An 18732-nucleotide genomic window follows, 5' to 3' on the forward strand; every position below is an offset into this window, starting at 1 on the left:
TCAGTCTTCCAATATCCATGTGTCTTTGGTGCCGCCGCCTTGGCTGGAATTGACAACCAGCGACCCCGCCTTGAGCGCGACCCGCGTCAGCCCGCCCGGCGTGATATTCACGCCACCGGGCGACACCAGCGCAAAGGGGCGCAGATCGACATGGCGCGGCGCAAGACCCTTTTTAGTAAAGATCGGCACTGTGGACAGCGACAGCGTGGGCTGCGCGATGTAATTGCCGGGGTTTGATTTCAGCTTGGCCGCGAAAGCCATGATTTCCTTTTTGTTGGCGGCGGGACCCACCAACATGCCGTAACCGCCCGACCCATGCACCTCTTTCACGACAAGATCGGCAAGGTTTTCCAGCACATATTTCAATGCATCGGGTTCGGAACAGCGATGCGTTTCTACATTTTTCAGAATCGCGCGTTCGCCGGTGTAGAATTCAACGATTTCCGGCATATAGCTGTAAATCGCCTTGTCGTCGGCCACGCCTGTACCGGGTGCGTTGGCAATGGTGATATTGCCCGCGCGGTACACATCCATGATCCCCGGCACGCCCAGCATCGACGACGGGTTAAACGTCATCGGGTCCAGAAAATCATCATCGACACGGCGATACAGCACGTCGATCTGCCGGTAGCCGCGCGTCGTGCGCATTGCGATATGGCCGTCGATCACGCGCAGATCATGGCCTTCAACCAATTCCACACCCATCTGGTCGGCCAGAAAGCTATGCTCGAAATAGGCCGAATTGTGAATGCCCGGGGTCAGAACCGCGACGCAAGGCCGCCCTTCACAGGTGGATGGCGCAGAGGCTTCCAGCGACCGGCGCAGGGATTTGGGGTAATCACTGACCGGCTTGACCTTGATCTTGCTGAAAAGCTCGGGGAACATTTGCAGCATGGTTTCGCGGTTTTCCAGCATATAGCTGACACCGGAAGGCGTGCGCGCATTGTCTTCGAGGACATAAAAATCATTCTCGCCAGTGCGTACGATATCAGTGCCGACGATATGGGTATAAACGCCGCCCGGCGGGTTGAAATCCATCATCTGGGGCAGAAAGGCCGCGTTCTTGGCGATCAGGTCAATCGGCACGATCCCCGCCTTGAGGATCTCTTGCCGGTTATAGATGTCATACAAGAACGCATTGATCGCGCGGACCCGCTGTTCAATGCCACGCGACAGGCGCGCCCATTCACTGCTCGACACGATGCGCGGCACCAGATCGAACGGGATCAGCCGTTCTTCGGCATCCGACTGACCATAGACATTAAAGGTAATGCCGGTGCGGCGAAAAAACGCCTCTGCCTCGGCGGCTTTCTTGGCCAATCGCGCACGGTCCTGTGCGTTGAACCACGCGTCATAGCCGGCATAGGGTGGGCGGGCGCCGGTGGCCCCCAGCATTTCGTCGAAATGTGCTTGATCGTCATCCATAGCAAAAGCCTACGGGGTTCTGATCAGACTGCAAGGATTACACCACGCAGAAATACCACTGATATGTGCAACTGCCACTTTTTTAGGCAAACAACCCTAGCGACTGATGACCAGTTCCGCCTTCAGCCCGCCCAGCACCGTGCTTTTGCCCAACCGCAGGACGCCGCCATGGCTGCGCGCCACGTCCGACACGATGGCAAGGCCCAGCCCGACGCCGCTGCCCTTGTCTTGGTTGCGCGCGGGATCAAGCCGGACGAATGGGTTGACCGCGTCTTCGTGCAATTCAGGCGGAATCCCCGGCCCGTCATCTTCGACCCAGAACCGCACAGCGCGTTCGGTCACGCTGACACCGACCAGCGCATGGTTACCATAGCGCAGCGCATTGCCCACCAGATTGTCCAGCGCGCGCCGGATTGCCAAGGGGCGCAGGTTGATCGCGCGTTCCGGCCCTTCGATCGCGGCAAGCCCGACATTCTGGCCCATACGCGCGGCATCATGCAGCACCTCGCGCAGGAGCGCGGCAGGCACCACCTGTTCCAGATTATCGGCCGCATCATCGCGCGCGAAATCCAGAAACGCATCCAGCAGCTTTTGCATATCATCGACATCACGCAACAGATCAGCCGCCTCGGCCTCGTCCAGCATCGACAGGCCCAGCCGCAGACGGGTCAACGGCGTGCGCAGATCATGGCTCACGCCTGACAGCATCATCGTGCGGCTTTGGGTCTGGCGTTCCAGCCGGTTGCGCATGTCCAGAAAGGCCATGCCGGCGGCGCGCACCTCGACCGCCCCGGTGGGGGTAAAGGGGGTGATCCGGCCTTTGCCGTAATCGGCGGCAGCCTGCGCCATCCGCTTGATCGGGCGCAATTGGTTGCGCAGAAAGATATAGGCCACCACCGTCATCAGCGCGCCCATCACCACCATGATCACCAGCAATTGATGCGGATTGGACGCCGACATGCGCCTGCGCGACAGATCCATTTCCAGCAGGCCATGGCGTGTGCCGACCCACAACACCACGCGCCCGCGGTCTTCGAGCGACGCGACCTGCAAATCATCGATTCCGCTGCGCAAAGTGTCGATCACCGTCGCGCCTGTCAGATCAACGAAAGGGTTGATATCGGCGTCAGGCGGCGGGGTGGCGGGCAAAGCGGTACGGATTTGCAACGCCAACCCCAAAGGCGCAAGTGCGGCGCGGGCCTGCTGTGCCGTCTCTGCTTCATTGGCGGTATCGATCAGAAACTGCAGGTCGATGTTGACTGCACTTGTCATCAGCCGCGTCACACCGTCAAAATGGCGTTGAATAAACACCACGGACACAAGCAATTGCAAAAACAGCACCGGAAACACAAGGATCAGCGCGGCACGGGCGTAAATCCCGCGCGGCATTGCGTTTTTGATCCAGCGAAATGTCATGAAGCGACGGTATCGGGCATTGATCCCGCCGGAAAGTCCCGATGACACAGACCACCGCAGAATTTGCGCCGCAGCCGGGGGCGGTTCTGGCTTTGCGCGATGATCTGGCGCTGGTGCTGGCGCCCAACCCGTCCGCCATGACGGGACCGGGGACCAATACCTATCTGCTGGGCCATGACCGGATTGTCGTGATCGACCCCGGCCCCGCGATCCCTGCGCATCTGGACGCGGTGCTGCAGGCCATCGGTGGACGCGTGGTCGATCATATCCTTGTCACGCATAGCCATCTGGATCATAGCGCGCTGGCCCCTGCCCTTGCCGCCGCAACCGGTGCTGCGATCTGCGGCTTTGGTGGGCCGGCAGCGGGGCGTAGCGCAGTGATGTCCATGCTTGCTGCGCGCGGGCTGACCGGCGGCGGGGAAGGTATCGACCCCGATTTCGCGCCCGACCGGACGCTGGCCGATGGTGATGGGTTGCAGGGCGATTGGGGCCGGATCACGGCGATCCACACACCTGGCCATATCGGCAATCATTTGTGCTTTGCCTGGGGTGATGTGTTGTTTTCGGGCGATCATGTCATGGGTTGGGCCAGCTCTCTCGTCTCGCCGCCCGATGGCGATCTGACCGATTTCATGGCCTCCTGCCTCAAGCTGCAAGGCGTGCCAGCCACCTGTTTGTATCCCGGCCACGGCGCGCCTGTCCTTGACCCGCAGGCGCGGCTGGCGTGGCTGATCGGTCATCGTTTGCAGCGCGAGGCGCAGATTCTGGCGGCCCTTGCCGCCGGTCCTGCAACAGCGCGGGATGTGACCGCATTTGTCTATAAAGATCTGTCGCCGCTTCTGGCCAAAGCGGCCGAACGCAACGTGCTGGCGCATTTGATCGACCTGCATGGCAAAAGCATCGTTGCCGCCACGCCCGGTATTTGCGAAGGGGCTGTTTTCCACCTGCATCTTGGTGGTTTGCCCCCCGTAACAGGAATTTGAAAAACCGGCCAAATCGCTCTGGACGGGGCGGAATCACATTGCTATACGCACCGCATGTTCCGACGTAGCTCAGCGGTAGAGCAGTTGACTGTTAATCAATTGGTCGTAGGTTCGATCCCTACCGTCGGAGCCAAAAACCCCATATCATCAAGGTTTTAGGCAAGATCCCCGCGAGGGGTTTGCTTGCTGTTTGTGGGTGTGTCATCTGATTTGTCAGAGAAAATGCGCTGACACAGCTTTGCGCTACGGCCACCATACAAGCCTGCCGCTGGCTGCTTTGCTGGTCCAGCTACCGAGCGCAACAATAGTCGATCAGCTCAAAGCTTCAGCGCGGCGCGGATCATGCGGCCAGCGCCGCGATGCAAAGCATATGCGGATCGTCTATAAAGGCAGTGTCTGATTTTGGGCGCAAAACCTAAAATAGCGGCATGATCTTTGACCTCACCGGCACGACTAACTGCCAGTCAAAAGCCTCACGTGCTTCGAGCGTGCAAAGTAAAGTCCAGATACCCAATGCGACGGCCAGCACTTTATTGAATAACGGCTCCGCAGTTTCCGCCTACGTGGGCAGCAATTGGGCGGATGTCGCCCCGCAGCACTACTGCTTGGTCTGAAATTATGGCTCTTTTCGATGGCGCATATTTTCGCTTGCTTGGTATTATTGCTTTCCCCTCCCAGCTTGATCGAAGCGAAGCCGGACCCGACGCATCTGCATCGGTGCCGACAATAGCAAGATCGTGTTTGGGCAATAGGCGGGCGAATGGAACGCGTTCATCTCGTGCCAGGGCCACGGCGGCATGTCCCACTTGCAATCACATCTGCATCGCACAGGCGAATGACCCGCGCCAATGTTGAGCTGGCACCGTAAGGTCGTGAACAGAAATGATCCGAACTATTTTAGGCTTTCAAACCTTTTGGATATCGGTTTGCGGGAGTGTATTCTGCTCCATCCAGTGCAGGAAATCGGTCGCAAGGCGGTGAATTGTGTTTAAACTGGCCTGCACCCCCAAAATGGTGGGTACGCTTTCGATCTGAATATTGTACTTAAAGAACTCCTGAACCAGAAAAGAATTTCCAATTAGAAAGCAAGGACTTACTCTAAAATCTCGATGACTGAATACCTTGATTTGCCAACTTGGAAACTGTTCATGGCATGCATCAACAAGGCTGTTCATCTGCTGATCAGACACCTTTTTTGACAATCCGGCATAAATGCCGCGTTGGTGTATAAGGTCCAGTAATGTTTCCTCTGATATCAATATAACCCCGTTCAACGTCGGGCTAATCATCAAACGTATTTTTTCGATATATATCCGATTATCACTTTTCGGGTTTGCATGATCTTCAAAAGAAAATATCCCATCAGTCTTGAGAGCATCTGGCAGCGTGTTGGGCACATAATAGATAAACTCGCCCGTAGCGGCGGCGATCTTGCTTAGTGTTTCTTTCAATTGGTTATCATCAACCATGGCAAGGCTGATGTTGACAATGTCCGAAACTGAATTGCGCTGCTCGCTTGCAGATGTCATCGGAAAGAATGCACCTGGTTCACAATCCAGTGCTTGCGCTAGTCGCATCAGGTTAGCCGTATTTGGAAGCGCAGGGTCATCTCTCATATATCCTGATAAAACCGAACGGCTGATACCGCTCGATCTGGCCAATTGCGATAAAGAGATATTTTTCTTTAATATTTGGCTGCGTAGTCGGGCATGAAACGCGTGTCGAAGCTGCTCGATAAGTTGGGTTCCGCTAATTTCTGAATTCTTCATAAAACCCTCAATATTTCATTCATAAATTTCAGCAAAAGAAGGTATCGTAAATAAAATTACCTCAATTATGAATAGAATTAAAAAATGTGAATCAATTTTTTAGCTATTACTTCATTTCCTTTGTCGGCGAGCAGGGCATTCCCGGAAACCAGATCGAATGTGACGGTTTATCGGTCACTTTTCCACATCTGTGCGGTTTTGTTACCACAAATGCTGATGGAGGCCGGGCAATCAGGCATTCTGATTTATCTGTCTTAATAACCGATCGGTGTTTCTAAATTAACTGCCTTTCCAAGGCTTTCACACCGTCTGTATATAACGAGGTTCTACACCATGATCAGCATAGCAACCAGAGTTGACCGCGTCAGGCCCTGTCAGGGAACAAGCAAAGGCAGATCCCAACGTGCATTCAAAATAAAACGGAAAAGACATATCGCATCATTTTAATGCGATGTGGCTGACGTTCTAACAGCCAGATTTACACTATTCAGCATTTTTTCTGCGTTTGCAAGGGTGGCTTGCTGCGAGCGCTGGTCGCGGGTGTTGCCAATATAAAATCTATCCCCCTGGCCGCCGCGTGATGGGCAGCGCGGTGCTGAATAAAACGTGCTGACATTCCAGCACGTCGTTGATGCACGCGGCAGTCAGTTTCGTCCGATAATAACAACAAAAAAATTTAAAGACCGAAAGTTATCATGAGAAACGACGCGAAAATTTATGTAACCGACACAGCGATATCCAAGGCCAAGGTGGCAAACAATGCGTCCGCGCAAGCGCGGGTCCACGCGGTGCTGAAATCCAATGTTGTCAAAAAGACAGCCAAGGGGTCATCGCTGGCGGTATCAACTCTGCTACTGGCTGCATGTGATGAGGATGATGATGCGTCGGCGCAGAGCGGAGGAGCAAGCCTCATTATATCCCGCGCGGACGGTGTTTATTCGGCAACCTCGGTGGATGGTTTTGTCCTTCCAAGCGCAGCAGTCGCGACATTGAGCGTGGCGGACGCCGCGAATAATGCTTACAGCATTCTGCTCGACGCTGATGGCGCGGGGATCTTGGAGTTTAAATTCACAGACGCCAATGACGTGGTCACGCTGCAGGCTGGCAGTACGATTGACGACTTTGGAACTTTGAAAGTAACGTCCGGCACCCTTGATGCGACGTTGGCGAGCATCACAGGTGTGACCCGCGTCGAAGTTGCTTCTGGCGTAAAGCTGACGCTGGTACAGGTGCGCGAAATCCCCGTTCTTGTGAGCAATGACGTGACAGGCCGGATCGAGATTGTCGTGAACTCGATTGCAGAAGCAACAGAGCTGGCGACCTTGGTGCAGAACCAGACGATACAGTTCTTTGGCGCTGCTGGGAATATCACCGTGACTGCTGCCGCAGGCGCATCTGTCACGACTGACCAAATTACTGCTCAGATGTCGATTGTGACATCGAATGTGCGCCCCGCAAGCGAAGCCCCGGCCGCATCATCGGGTGAAACTGATACGGGTGCGGGCGTTGCCGCTGGCGCGCGTCCGGCAACTGATACTGGCGATGCAGGTAGTGGTGCTGCCAGTGGCGGCGGTACTGGCGTTACTGATGGGGGCGGCACCGCTGATCCGGGCTTTCGTTTGATCGCGCAGTCAAGCCAGGTTTTCAAGCTTGCCGAAGGTTATGGAGATGTCGCCATGACGATGCAGGACGGTGTTCTGCGTTTCACAACGGCTGCATCCAATAGCGTCACCGCGGTCAACACTGACGTATCGGGCATTCAGGTCGACGGTCTGACGCTCACCGCCTCTGCGGACGTATTGAGCAGCATGGCGGTGACGGGCGCTGGTCATCTGATCATGACCGGTCTTGCCGAGGACACTGTGGTTACCGGTCTTGGTGTAACGGGCGTCACAACGCTTGCCGGTGTAGCCTGTGCAGATCAAATTGCCCAGATTGCCGCTGGTAACGCAAATGGAACCATCGTCGGTACGGGCCTCACCGCCATCAATGGAACAGCGGCAAACGTCGTCCAAGCGCTCGCTGCTTTTAATACGGCGCCGGCGGCTTTCACTGCTGAATTGAGAGATGCTGACGGGGTGGCTGTCACGGTCACGGATTTGTCGGCGATTGGCGCAGCCACGACTGGCACGGTGACAGTCGCGAACGCTGTCGTAATCACCGGGAGTGAATCGCAAGTCACAGCTGCGCTGGTCACCGATGGAACCAAGGTCACTGCACAGGCAGCGACGATTGCGGTAACTGGCACGACCACTGCGCATGGCTTGAACGCAATTGCTGCCGCGACAAGCGGTGTCGTGACCGCGACGATCACTGGGACGGCGGCTGCGTTGAACGCGGCCGATGGTGGCCTGACGACGCTGGTGACTGATGCGATTACAATCACTCTGGATGCAGGCGTCGCTGCGGCGACCGATTTGACGGGTCTTGCCGCGAAAACCCGGATCGCGGTTGATGCGAACGAAGTGACGGCAATCAGCGGGACCAGCGCCGAGCTTGTGGCCGTTATTGCGGCAAATATTGCGAGCGAAAGCACTCTCGCAATTGATGGCAATTACACCGTGACGCTGACAGCAGGTGGAGCGGCTGCAACGCTGGCACAGCTCATCGCCATCAACAATGCGACGTCGGGCATGATCACGCTAGGGGCCAATACCACGGCCGGTGCTTTGAGCGGGTCTGCATCCGACCTGACAGCGGCTTTGACTGGCTTTGCGGCGAACACTTTGTCTGGCGACCTAGACATCACGGGTGATGCCATTTCCATCGCCGATTTCATGCTGATCGGACCAGCCACAAGCGGTGTGGTGACCTATACGCTGGAAGCGGATCAGCAGGCGCTTGGCGCGCGGAACTTGGCCGATGTTGCGGGTTTTGTGGCAATCGTTGCGGGATCGGCCAATTTTGCCACAACAGATGTGACCGTGTCGCTGAGCGGCACGACCACGACGATTGCACAGATCACGGCACTGGTTGGGACTGGCCTGACGCTGGGCAATCTCAGCTATACGCTGGCTGACGGTCAGCAAGCGCTTGGCGCGCGGAACTTGGCCGATGTTGCGGGTTTTGTGGCAATCGTTGCGGGATCGGCCAATTTTGCCACAACAGATGTGACCGTGTCGCTGAGCGGCACGGCCACGACGATTGCACAGATCACGGCACTGGTTGGGACTGGCCTGACGCTGGGCAATCTCAGCTATACGCTGGCTGCGGGAAACGTAGAGCAGAGCGTGAATGGCACATTCACGGGCGGTGCCGCCAGCTATATTATGACGGCCGACGCTGGCAATGACACAATCACCGGCGGTTCGGGTACCAACATCATCCTAGCTGGCGCCGGTAACGACACCATTACGAGCGGTACTGGTGATGACATCATTATGGGCGGCGCCGGTAACGACACCATCACCGCCGGTGCTGGCAACGACACAATCATGGGCGGTGCTGACGACGACACAATCACGGCTGGTGCGGGCAACGACATAATCACAAGCGGGGGCGGCGCGGACACCGTTACACCGGGAACCGGTCTAGATACCATTGTCTACACTGATGTGGCAAACGAAGCCCGTGACATCATCACCAACTTCACCACGATTGCTGATGGCGCGGCTTTTGGTGCTGGCACGGACAAATTGCAATTCTCGGCTGCAGACTTGGCGAGTGTTGCAGGCTTTGTTGCTTATTCTGCTGGTGGCGCGAGCCTTGACATCGACGGTGATGCTGCCGGGTCTGTGCTTGTGGCATTTGTCTCTGGCACGGGGGCTCAGTCGGCAACCGCAGCTGAGGCGGCATTTCTGTTCAACCAGACAACGGGCGATTTGAGCTTTGACGCCGACGGTACAGGTGATGGCGCGGCGATTGTGATTGCCACATTGACGGGTGTCGTGGATTTGGCAACGGCTGACTTTACATTCATCGCCTAGGTGGTCGATCCGATGGCTTGATGGTGCGATCTTATCTCAGGAATGGAGGGCAGCATTATGGGACAAGATCGTCATGGGAGCGCCACCCGAAAAGCGCTATTCGGGGACGCTGCGATCCAATGTCAGGGTTGCGTCCGAAAAGACGATCGGCGTGCGCACGCCCTTCACGCCTTGGGGGTCAACCACAAGACCACGCGCCTTGGCATGAGCGCTTGACAGGTTATCGCCCACCGAATTGATCGGCCCTGCGGGGACATTTTGCGCCGAAAAGGCCGTAAGCAGATCACCCGATTGCCGCGCCAAGGCGGCCTTTGCCAAGATCGGCAACAGATCGTCGCGGTGTTTGACGCGCTGCTGGTTGGTCACAAAGCGCGGGTCTTGCCCGATTGCGCCCAAGCCCAGCACATCGCAGCAGCGCCGGAATTGGCCGTCATTGCCCACCGCCAGAATGATATGCCCATCGGCAGTTTCAAAGACATCATAAGGGCAGATATTGGGATGCGCATTGCCCATGCGCGTGGGCGATTGCCCCGACACCAGATAATTCATGTTTTGATTGGCCAAAAGCGCTGTGGCACAATCCAGCAAGGACATATCGATATGCTGGCCTTTGCCTGTCGTGTGGCGTTGTGCGACCGCCGCCAGAATACCGATCGTGCCATAAAGCCCTGTCACAATATCGGTGACAGCCACACCCACCTTTTGCGGCGGACCATCCGGCGCGCCTGTCACCGACATCAGCCCCGACATGCCTTGCAACAAAAAATCATATCCGGGCAGATGCGCCAAAGGCCCTGTTTGCCCAAAGCCCGTGACCGAACAATAGATCAAGCGCGGGTTCAGCGCGCAAAGACTGGCATAATCCAACCCGTATTGCGCAAGCCCGCCCACCTTGAAATTCTCGATAAAAATATCGGCATCCATCACCAGCGCTTTGACGGCGGCGATGCCTTCGGGCGTTTTGAGATCAGCGCGCAGGCCGATTTTCCCGCGATTGCAGCTGTAAAAATATGCCGCCGTCTGTTGGCCGTTTTGGTCCACAAACGGCGGCCCCCAAGTGCGGGTATCGTCGCCACCGGGGCTTTCGACTTTTGTCACCTCGGCGCCAAGATCAGCCAGCGTCTGCCCGATCCATGGCCCCGCAAGGATACGGGCCAATTCAACAACTTTCAGCCCGTGCAATGGTGACATCATAGTTTTCCTGACGCGCCGGTTTTAGAAAAACGCCTGTAGGCCCGTGATCGCGCGCCCGATGATCAGGGCGTGAACATCATGGGTGCCTTCATAGGTATTCACGGTTTCAAGGTTCACCATATGGCGCATGATCTGGTATTCTTCAGAAATGCCGTTGCCGCCATGCATGTCGCGTGACATGCGCGCAATATCGAGCGCTTTGCCGCAATTGTTGCGCTTGATGATCGAAATCATTTCAGGCGCGGCTTGGGCTTCGTCCAGCAGACGGCCCACCCGCAGGCTGGCTTGCAGGCCAAGGCTGATTTCGGTCAACATGTTTGCCAGCTTGACCTGTTGCAACTGTGTTTGCGCCAAAGGTTTGCCAAATTGCTTGCGGTCAAGCCCGTATTGGCGGGCCGCATGCATGCAAAACTCAGCCGCACCCAGAACACCCCAGCTGATCCCGTAACGCGCACGGTTCAAACAGCCAAACGGCCCTTTCAGACCTTCGACATTTGGCAGCAACGCGTCTTCGCCGACTTCGACACCGTCCATGACGATTTCACCAGTGATACTGGCGCGCAGCGATAATTTGCCACCCACCTTTGGGGCAGACAGACCCTTCATGCCCTTTTCCAGCACAAAGCCACGAATCTTGCCGCCATGCGCCTCCGATTTCGCCCAGACCACGAAAACATCCGCAATCGGGCTGTTGGAAATCCACATTTTTGCGCCCGAAATCGTATAGCCGGTGGCGGTTTTTTTCGCCGTTGTTTTCATCGCGGATGGATCACTGCCGGCATCCGGTTCGGTCAGACCAAAACACCCGATCCATTCCCCAGACGCAAGTTTGGGCAGATATTTCTGGCGCTGTTCTTCGGACCCGTAGGCATAGATCGGATACATCACCAACGAACTTTGCACCGACATCATCGACCGATAGCCGCTGTCAACACGTTCGACTTCGCGCGCGACAAGCCCATAAGACACATAAGACCCGCCCAGACCGCCGTATTCTTCGGGGATCGTCACCCCCAACAGCCCCATCGCACCCATTTCGCGAAAGATGTCCGCATCGGTTTGTTCATCGCGGTAGGCGGCAATCACCCGTGGCTGCAATTTATCCTGCGCATAGGCCTTTGCCGCGTCGCGCATCATGCGCTCTTCTTCGCTGAGCTGCGCGTCAAATGAAAATGGGTCTTCCCAATTGAACCGGTTCAGATCGGGGGCGTCTTTGGCTTTCAGCGACATTTCGGCTTCCTTTGAATTTTGCGCGACACTAGCAAGCCTGCGCGATCTTTGGTAACGATAGATATTCCACACTTGATGAGTTTCACGCATATTATGGCAAACCGGTCTAATCACACCCCCACCATCCAAGAGTTGCGCGCATTGGTCTATTGCAGCGATCTTGGGTCTGTTTCACAGGCGGCGGATACGCTGAACCTGACCCAAAGTGCAGTCAGCCGGTCCATTCGCACCCTCGAAGACCGTTTGGGCGTGTTGCTGTTTCACCGTGTGCGCAAACGGCTGATCCTGTCGGATGCAGGGCGCGCCTTGGTGCATGATGCCCGCGATATTCTGGCCGTGCTGGAAAGGTCGGCAAAAATGGCGATGGCCTTTGGCAAAGGCGGCGATGTCTTGCGGCTGGCGGTTCTGCCCACTTTTGCCGCGACATGGCTGATCCCGCGTTTGCCCAGCTTTTTGGATGCGCATCCTGACGTGTCGATCGATCTGGCGTCAACGCTGCATCCGATCGACTTTACCGACAGCCCGTTTGACGGCGCGATCCAGCGCGCGGCACTGGCACGCAAAGACACCGATGTCGCGCATTTGCTTGATGAACAGCTGATCATGGTTGCCGCGCCACGGCTGGTCGCGGGCGGTACTATTCTGTCAACCGCCGATCTGGCGACCTATCCGCTGATCCAATTGGCAACGCGGCCCGAATTGTGGAACGATTGGTTTATCGGTGCCGATGCCACACCGATTGAACGCACCCAAGGCCCACGGGTGCAACATTTTGACATGGTGATTTCTGCCGCACAGGCGGGGCTGGGTATTGCGCTGTTGCCGACAATTTTCGCCGAACAAGCATTGGCCAATGGCACGCTGCACAAGGTCCACCCGCGTATCTTGCAAAGCAACGCTTATTACGCCCTGATCCGTCCCAAGGCGCGCGCACAAAGCGCAACCATGGATGCTTTTGCAACGTGGCTGCAGGCTTTGGTGCAAACCACCTGAACAGCGCCGCTATAAACTGGGCAGCCACAACGCTAATTGCGGAAACAAGATCAGCAAAAAGACCAACAGCATTGAACACCCGATATACGGGAATGCCGCGGCATAAATTTCGCGCATCGTAGTGTCTTTGGGTGCGACCCCTTTCATCACGAATAACAACAACCCGAACGGCGGCGTTGTAAAACTGATTTCAAGCGCCAAAAGAATGATCAGCGCGAACCAGACCGGATCAAACCCCAGCGTCAGCGCCAGCGGAAAAAAGATCGGCACGGTCAGCAACATCATCGAGATTTGTTCCATGAACATGCCCAGCAGCAACAGCACACCAAACATCACCAACAGCATCGCAATCGGTGCCAGATCAAAGGATGTCGCCCATCGCACCAGCCCCGAACTGGCCCCCGAAAACGCCAGCAACTGGCTGAATGTCGCAGACCCGAACACGATCAGATAGGCCATCAAGCTCACGCGCAGCGCCCCGATGATCGACCGTTTGAGCGCCACCCATGTCAGGCAACGAAACACCACCGCCAGCAACAACACACCCAGCGCGCCAAAGGCGGCCGCCTCGGACGGGGTGATCAAGCCGCCCACCATGCCGAACACGATCAGCACCATGACCGACAACATCGGCAAGATATCTTTGAACAACAGCCCCAGTTTTTGCCCCAAACTGTAGGTTTCAACGTCGTAAGCAGGGGCTGCGTCTGGGTCCAGCTTGGTCTGGATATAGATCGTGGCAATGTAAAAACACGCCAGAATAAGGCCCGGAATAATGCCCGCGATCAACAAGGCCCCCACATCAACCCGCGCCAATGTCGCCAGCAGCACCGCAAGCGCCGAAGGCGGAATGATAATCGCCAAGCCGCCAGTGCCAAGGATCGGACCAATCGACATTTTCTTTTTATAGCCACGCGCGGTCATTTCAGGGACCATCAGCGACCCCAACAGCGCGGTCGACCCCATCGATGACCCTGACAGCGTCGAAAACGCCGTACCACCCAGCACGGTGACATAGCTTAAACGCCCCGATAACCGGCCCAGCAACTTGTCAATTGCATTGAACATCCGCGCGCCAAGGCCGGTGTGAAAGAAAATCTCGCCCATCAGCAAAAACAACGGGATCGGCACCAGCGCGAAATTCGTCAAACTGCCAAAGCCATTGTTCAGCATCAAGGTGACACCGCGCGCACCGCCCATAAACAGCCATGCACCAATGATATTGGCCGCCAAAAACGCCAGCGCAACCGGCATCCCGATTGCCATCAACACTAAAATAGAGCCGATCAGCAGGCCAAGCGCTTCAAACCATTCCATTATTCGTGAATTCCTGCTTCGCCAGAGTGCATAAGTTCGGTGCCAAAAACAAACCGGCCGAACTCAATCGCCATCAGCCCAAAGCTGATCGGAAAAGCCGCAGTCAGGATCCATTTGGGAAAATAATAGGCGCGCACGTCCAAATCGTTTTGCGCAATATTGGTCAGCATCAATTCACCGCCCTTCCATGCCAGCAAGGCACAGACCGCGACACAAGCCGCCGCAACACTGCGGCTGACGATACGGCGCGTCGGCGCAGGCAAGGCCGCAGTGACCAATTCGATATGCACATGCCCTTTTTCGCGCACCAACCACGGCGCGCCCAGCATGGTCATGTAAAGGATCGCATATTCAGACGAGGTGAACAGCCATGCAAAAGGTTGCAGCGCCAGATTGCGCATCACAACCGAGGTCACAACCGAAATCATCAGCCAGACCAGCATCGCCCCCGCGATACCCGCCATCGTGTATAACACCCACAGATAAAGCTTGTTGACCGTGTTCATTGCGCCCCCCCGATATGCAGTGCGCGCCGGGGATGATCCCCGACGCGCTTTGTTTTTAGTTGGCGTAGAACAGTTCGATCAGCCGATCAAAGTTGTCCGCACCTTGTGGGCTTTCTGCCATCAGCGTTTTCATGCGGTCCCATGTGCTGGACACGGCTGCCGCCAGATAGGCCTCGGCGGCTTCGCCTTCGAGGGTGACAACTTGCATGCCGGCCGCGTCAAGCGCTGCAAAATCGGAATCGCGCAATGCGCCCAGTTTTGCGGCTGATTCCGCCTCATGCGCGATGGCGACATCTTGCAGAATGGTGCGTGCCTCGTCGGACAGGCTGTTCCACTTTTCAAGGTTCACGATCACACCAAGATCGGTCGAGAAAAAGCAAGGCTCGATGCGGTAGTTCAGGAACTCGTTCCACTTCAGATCGATCAGACCGATCTGGGTCCAGCCTGTCGCATCAACCACACCGCGTTCCAGCGCGGAATAGACTTCGGTGGTTGGCAAATCGATCACCTGCGCACCCAGATAATCGGTAAAGAAGGCGTTATAAACCGCATTCCCGCGCAGCTTTAGGCCCGAAACATCCAGATTGCCGCCCGCGTCCAATGTCGGGGCTTCGCGCGTCCACAAGTTATAGCAAACGCCGGAATCAAACCAACCAAGGTATTTGACGCCCATCTTTTCTTGGTGAATTTCGTCGATCAGGGCGATCCCGCCATTTTCGCGCACTTCCGATGCAACCCTGTTTGATGTCACAAGCGCGTCTTTTTCTGGCAAAGCACCGGCATAAAAGCTGCCGGGCGTATAGACCATGTCAACCACGCCAGAACGCACAGCATCAGGCTGTTGGAACATGCCGATCGCTTCGGGTCCGCCGCGCACTTCGATCTGGATCACGCCTTCGCCTGCAACGTTTAGCTTTTCGACGAATTCCAGAAACGATTGCGTATAGATCAGCGATTCAGGAAACGCATGAACGGCGGTGATCGTTTCTTGCGCATAGACCGAACTGGCCAGTGCTGTTGCGGCAAAGATACCGCCGAATAATGTGTGTTTCATTTGGTCTTTCTCCCTATTGAGTGGCGCATTTACGCCTTTGGTGGTGATTTACGTGGCGGGCATTGCCCATGGATGCGCGGCAAAATGTGCTGCGCGAAACGTCGTTATCTGGTCGGAATATTGCGCGGTCATATCAATATCATCCCAGCCATTTATCAATTTCTGGCGGCGCACCGGATCAAGATCAAAGCCGATGTCTTGCCCCGCAATCGTGGCGCGCCCTGTGCCAAGATCAATCTGCGCTGCCGCGGCATTTCCCGCCATTGTGGCCACCAAAAATGCGGCCACATCATCGTCGATCTGCGCGGTCAGCAAGCCGTTGTTCACCGCATTGCCCGCAAAGATATCGCCAAAGCTGGGTGCAAAGACCGCCCTGATGCCATAATCGACCAGCGCATAAACCGCCGCTTCACGGCTGCTGCCGCTGCCAAAATTCCGCCCCGCCACCAACACTTTGGCGGCATACCGGTCCAGCGGGTGGTCGGGGTTCGCTTGGCGCGCGTCATACAGCAAAAACCCGCCATAACCCGCGCTGCGCGGCTGTGACATGAACCGCGCGGGGATCAATTGATCAGTGTCGATATTGGCCTCGGGCAGGGCAATGGCGCTGCCTGTCAGGGTTTGCCAGCCGCTCATATCCGGCCCTCGAGCAAGGGGCGCACATCGGTCAAATGTCCAGTAAGCGCGGCGGCGGCGACCATTGCAGGGCTCATCAGATGGGTGCGCGCCCCGCGCCCTTGCCGCCCTTTGAAATTACGGTTTGTCGATGATGCGCAACGCTTGCCCGCATCAACCAGATCACCGTTCATGCCGACACACATCGAACAGCCAGCACCGGCCCATTCCAGACCGGCCTGCACGAAAATCTGCGCAAGCCCTTCGTCTTCGGCCTGCTTTTTCACCAATGCCGATCCTGGCGATACCAGACCTGGCACAACCGCCTGCCGGCCTGCCAGCACCTTGGCCGCCATGCGCAAATCTTCGATCCGGCCATTGGTGCAAGACCCGATAAAGACCTGATCAATCGCGATCTGCGTCAAAGCCATGCCTGCATCCAGCCCCATATAATCCAGCGTCGCGCCGATATCTTTGCCCCCATCAGCGCGCGGCACATGGCCTGTGATGGGCAAAGCATCCTCGGGCGATGTGCCCCAAGTCACGGTGGGGGCAATGGCGGATGCATCAATGCTGACATGGCGGTCAAAGACCGCGTCCCCATCCGAATGTAACTGCCGCCAATCTGCGACCGCTGCATCCCATGCGGCCCCCACAGGCGCAAAAGGGCGGCCCTTGAGATAGGCGAATGTCACATCATCAGGCGCGATCATGCCCATGCGCGCGCCGCCTTCGATGCTCAGGTTGCACAAGGTCATGCGCCCTTCCATGCTCAGCGCGCGCACGGCGGCACCGGCATATTCCACCGCAAACCCCTGCGCGCCATCCGCGCCCAATGCAGCGATCCAATGCAGCGCCATATCCTTGGCCGTTACCCCTGCGCCCAAAGCCCCGTCAAAGGTGATTTGCAGCGTCTTTGGCCGCTTTTGCCACACCGTTTGCGTGGCAAGGATATGGGTCACTTCCGTCGCACCAACGCCAAAGGCCAGCGCCCCGAACGCGCCATGCGTCGATGTATGGCTATCGCCGCAATTGATCAGCAAACCGGGCAAGGTCAGGCCCTGTTCGGGTCCGATGACATGCACAATACCTTGTTCGGGGTCGTGCAGATCAAACAATCTGATCCCTGCCGCGCGGGCATTATCGCCCAAAGTCTGGATCATCCGGCGAATATCAGGGGCCACATCGCCCGCACGGGTCGGCGCATAATGATCGACAACGCCAAAGGTCAATTCCGGTGCGGCCAGCGCCATATTGCGCGCCGCCAGTTTGGCAAAACCGTGATGCGATCCTTCATGCACCAGATGCCGGTCAACCCACAGCAAAGACGTGCCATCATCGCGGCGCAGCACTTCATGCGCATCCCACAGCTTGTCCATCAAACTGCGCGCAAGGGTCATTCTGCGGCCTCCGCACGGGTGGGGTTGACCACCGGTTCCCAATGGCGCGCATCGCCTGCGCCAACGCGGCTCAGCGTCATTTGCAGCTTGAACATGTCAGGCCGGTAAAGCGCGGCCAGATATTCCACACCGCGCCCTTCGGCGTCGCGCACAACACGGTTCAGCGTCAACAGCGGCGCGCCGACACTTAACCCCAGATGGCCCGCCACTTCGGGACCAGCCAATGTGGCACTGACACTTTGATCGGCGGTTTCAACCTCGACACCGGACCGTTCAAGCAAGCGAAACAGGGGCGATGTCGCCAGTTCGGATTCCGAATAATTCCGCGCAATATGTTCCGGCACATAGGTCGTCAGATGCGAAAACGGCTGCCCGTCGATCAAGCGCAGCCGCGTTGCCGTTTGCACAAGCGCCGTTGGCGATATCCGCATCGCATTGGCCACCGCGGCAGGCGGCACGCCATAGCTGAACGACAACAACCGCGCGGTTGTTTCATGGCCCATCTGCACCAGCTGCGGCATCAACGTTGAAAAATCCGCCGACATCTTGGGCTTTTGCTGCGGGGTGCGCACCCGTGTGCCAGCCCCTGCGCGGCGGTCAATCAGCCCTTCGGCCTCTAATGCATCCAAAGCGCGGCGCAGCGTCACCCGCGAGACACCCAATTCCACACAAAGCCGCTGTTCTGCGGGCAGTGCCGCGCCATCGGGGTATGTCCCGCGCGTGATCCCATCAAGCAACTGCAAATACACCCGACGCGCTTTACCCCCCTCTGGAAGGCTTTTTGCGGCTGTATCGACAGGCTTTGCACACATTGCTGATTGGTCCCTCTTCGTGCCGAGCCTAGCGACGATTTCTACAAATGCAAGAAACCTGTACGCATTTCATGATTATATTTGTTCTGTTC

At 56.8% G+C, this 18732-nt stretch carries 14 protein-coding genes and 1 tRNA gene; 4 read left to right on the top strand and 11 right to left on the bottom strand.

Translation table 11 applies throughout. The features are described 5' to 3' along the window. Positions 1-1425, bottom strand: a complete 1425-nt coding sequence (locus tag ACPF9B_RS05940; RefSeq protein ID WP_424179912.1) for a circularly permuted type 2 ATP-grasp protein — start codon at positions 1423-1425, stop codon at positions 1-3. Between the two features lie 96 nt (positions 1426-1521). Continuing rightward, positions 1522-2841 (bottom strand): ATP-binding protein, encoded by a 1320-nt coding sequence (locus tag ACPF9B_RS05945; RefSeq protein ID WP_424179914.1) that lies wholly within the window; start codon positions 2839-2841, stop codon positions 1522-1524. Between the two features lie 41 nt (positions 2842-2882). On the opposite strand from ACPF9B_RS05945, the gene ACPF9B_RS05950 reads away from it, so the two are divergent. Together ACPF9B_RS05950 and ACPF9B_RS05955 are read left to right on the top strand one after the other, a co-directional pair. Further along, a complete protein-coding gene (locus ACPF9B_RS05950; protein WP_424179916.1) occupies positions 2883-3824 on the top strand; it encodes an MBL fold metallo-hydrolase in 942 nt (313 codons plus the stop codon). A gap of 58 nt (positions 3825-3882) precedes the next feature. Next, positions 3883-3957 (top strand) — tRNA-Asn (locus tag ACPF9B_RS05955). A gap of 772 nt (positions 3958-4729) precedes the next feature. On the opposite strand, the gene ACPF9B_RS05960 is transcribed toward ACPF9B_RS05955, so the two are convergent. Continuing rightward, positions 4730-5593, bottom strand: a complete 864-nt coding sequence (locus ACPF9B_RS05960) for a helix-turn-helix domain-containing protein (RefSeq protein WP_424179918.1) — start codon at positions 5591-5593, stop codon at positions 4730-4732. Between the two features lie 995 nt (positions 5594-6588). Between ACPF9B_RS05960 and ACPF9B_RS05965 the strand changes: the two genes are divergently transcribed. Then, positions 6589-9519, top strand: coding sequence for a beta strand repeat-containing protein (locus tag ACPF9B_RS05965; RefSeq protein ID WP_424180364.1), 2931 nt, complete (start codon positions 6589-6591; stop codon positions 9517-9519). A 96-nt stretch (positions 9520-9615) separates the two neighbouring features. Here the strand turns inward: ACPF9B_RS05965 and ACPF9B_RS05970 are convergent, their stop codons facing one another. Continuing rightward, positions 9616-10710, bottom strand: coding sequence for a CaiB/BaiF CoA transferase family protein (locus ACPF9B_RS05970; RefSeq protein WP_424180366.1), 1095 nt, complete (start codon positions 10708-10710; stop codon positions 9616-9618). 24 nt (positions 10711-10734) lie between these two features. Continuing rightward, positions 10735-11943, bottom strand: a complete 1209-nt coding sequence (locus ACPF9B_RS05975) for an acyl-CoA dehydrogenase (RefSeq protein ID WP_424179920.1) — start codon at positions 11941-11943, stop codon at positions 10735-10737. Positions 11944-12036: 93 nt separating this feature from the next. Between ACPF9B_RS05975 and ACPF9B_RS05980 the strand changes: the two genes are divergently transcribed. Then, a complete protein-coding gene (locus tag ACPF9B_RS05980) occupies positions 12037-12936 on the top strand; it encodes a LysR family transcriptional regulator (RefSeq protein WP_424179922.1) in 900 nt (299 codons plus the stop codon). A gap of 9 nt (positions 12937-12945) precedes the next feature. Here the strand turns inward: ACPF9B_RS05980 and ACPF9B_RS05985 are convergent, their stop codons facing one another. The 6 genes from ACPF9B_RS05985 to ACPF9B_RS06010 are packed head-to-tail and all read right to left on the bottom strand — an operon-like array spanning position 12946 to position 18640. Further along, positions 12946-14253, bottom strand: a complete 1308-nt coding sequence (locus ACPF9B_RS05985) for a TRAP transporter large permease (RefSeq protein WP_007204792.1) — start codon at positions 14251-14253, stop codon at positions 12946-12948. Continuing rightward, entirely contained in the window at positions 14253-14759 is a 507-nt protein-coding gene (locus ACPF9B_RS05990; protein ID WP_007204791.1) for a TRAP transporter small permease, read from the bottom strand. The genes ACPF9B_RS05985 and ACPF9B_RS05990 overlap by 1 nt, the downstream gene beginning before the upstream one ends. A gap of 55 nt (positions 14760-14814) precedes the next feature. Further along, positions 14815-15813, bottom strand: a complete 999-nt coding sequence (dctP, locus tag ACPF9B_RS05995; RefSeq protein WP_007204790.1) for a TRAP transporter substrate-binding protein DctP — start codon at positions 15811-15813, stop codon at positions 14815-14817. 48 nt (positions 15814-15861) lie between these two features. Further along, positions 15862-16449: a 3-isopropylmalate dehydratase small subunit gene (gene leuD / locus ACPF9B_RS06000; protein ID WP_424179925.1), complete on the bottom strand. Its 588-nt coding sequence runs from the start codon at positions 16447-16449 to the stop codon at positions 15862-15864. Further along, positions 16446-17828 (bottom strand): 3-isopropylmalate dehydratase large subunit, encoded by a 1383-nt coding sequence (gene leuC / locus ACPF9B_RS06005; protein WP_424179927.1) that lies wholly within the window; start codon positions 17826-17828, stop codon positions 16446-16448. Before leuC ends, leuD begins: the two co-directional genes overlap by 4 nt. Next, positions 17825-18640 (bottom strand): GntR family transcriptional regulator, encoded by an 816-nt coding sequence (locus tag ACPF9B_RS06010; RefSeq protein ID WP_007204787.1) that lies wholly within the window; start codon positions 18638-18640, stop codon positions 17825-17827. The genes leuC and ACPF9B_RS06010 overlap by 4 nt, the downstream gene beginning before the upstream one ends. Positions 18641-18732: the final 92 nt, after the last annotated feature.

It is taken from the genome of Yoonia sp. TsM2_T14_4, assembly GCF_049602355.1.
Taxonomy (GTDB): Bacteria; Pseudomonadota; Alphaproteobacteria; order Rhodobacterales; family Rhodobacteraceae; genus Yoonia; species Yoonia vestfoldensis_A.

Coding starts and splice junctions, on each gene's coding strand:
- dctP (WP_007204790.1), bottom strand. CDS start 15,813: ATGAAACACACATTATTCGGCGGTATCTTTGCCGCAACAGCACTGGCC.
- ACPF9B_RS05990 (WP_007204791.1), bottom strand. CDS start 14,759: ATGAACACGGTCAACAAGCTTTATCTGTGGGTGTTATACACGATGGCG.
- ACPF9B_RS05975 (WP_424179920.1), bottom strand. CDS start 11,943: ATGTCGCTGAAAGCCAAAGACGCCCCCGATCTGAACCGGTTCAATTGG.
- ACPF9B_RS06010 (WP_007204787.1), bottom strand. CDS start 18,640: ATGTGTGCAAAGCCTGTCGATACAGCCGCAAAAAGCCTTCCAGAGGGG.
- ACPF9B_RS05950 (WP_424179916.1), top strand. CDS start 2,883: ATGACACAGACCACCGCAGAATTTGCGCCGCAGCCGGGGGCGGTTCTG.
- ACPF9B_RS05940 (WP_424179912.1), bottom strand. CDS start 1,425: ATGGATGACGATCAAGCACATTTCGACGAAATGCTGGGGGCCACCGGC.
- leuD (WP_424179925.1), bottom strand. CDS start 16,449: ATGAGCGGCTGGCAAACCCTGACAGGCAGCGCCATTGCCCTGCCCGAG.
- ACPF9B_RS05985 (WP_007204792.1), bottom strand. CDS start 14,253: ATGGAATGGTTTGAAGCGCTTGGCCTGCTGATCGGCTCTATTTTAGTG.
- ACPF9B_RS05945 (WP_424179914.1), bottom strand. CDS start 2,841: ATGACATTTCGCTGGATCAAAAACGCAATGCCGCGCGGGATTTACGCC.
- ACPF9B_RS05960 (WP_424179918.1), bottom strand. CDS start 5,593: ATGAAGAATTCAGAAATTAGCGGAACCCAACTTATCGAGCAGCTTCGA.
- ACPF9B_RS05980 (WP_424179922.1), top strand. CDS start 12,037: ATGGCAAACCGGTCTAATCACACCCCCACCATCCAAGAGTTGCGCGCA.
- leuC (WP_424179927.1), bottom strand. CDS start 17,828: ATGACCCTTGCGCGCAGTTTGATGGACAAGCTGTGGGATGCGCATGAA.
- ACPF9B_RS05970 (WP_424180366.1), bottom strand. CDS start 10,710: ATGTCACCATTGCACGGGCTGAAAGTTGTTGAATTGGCCCGTATCCTT.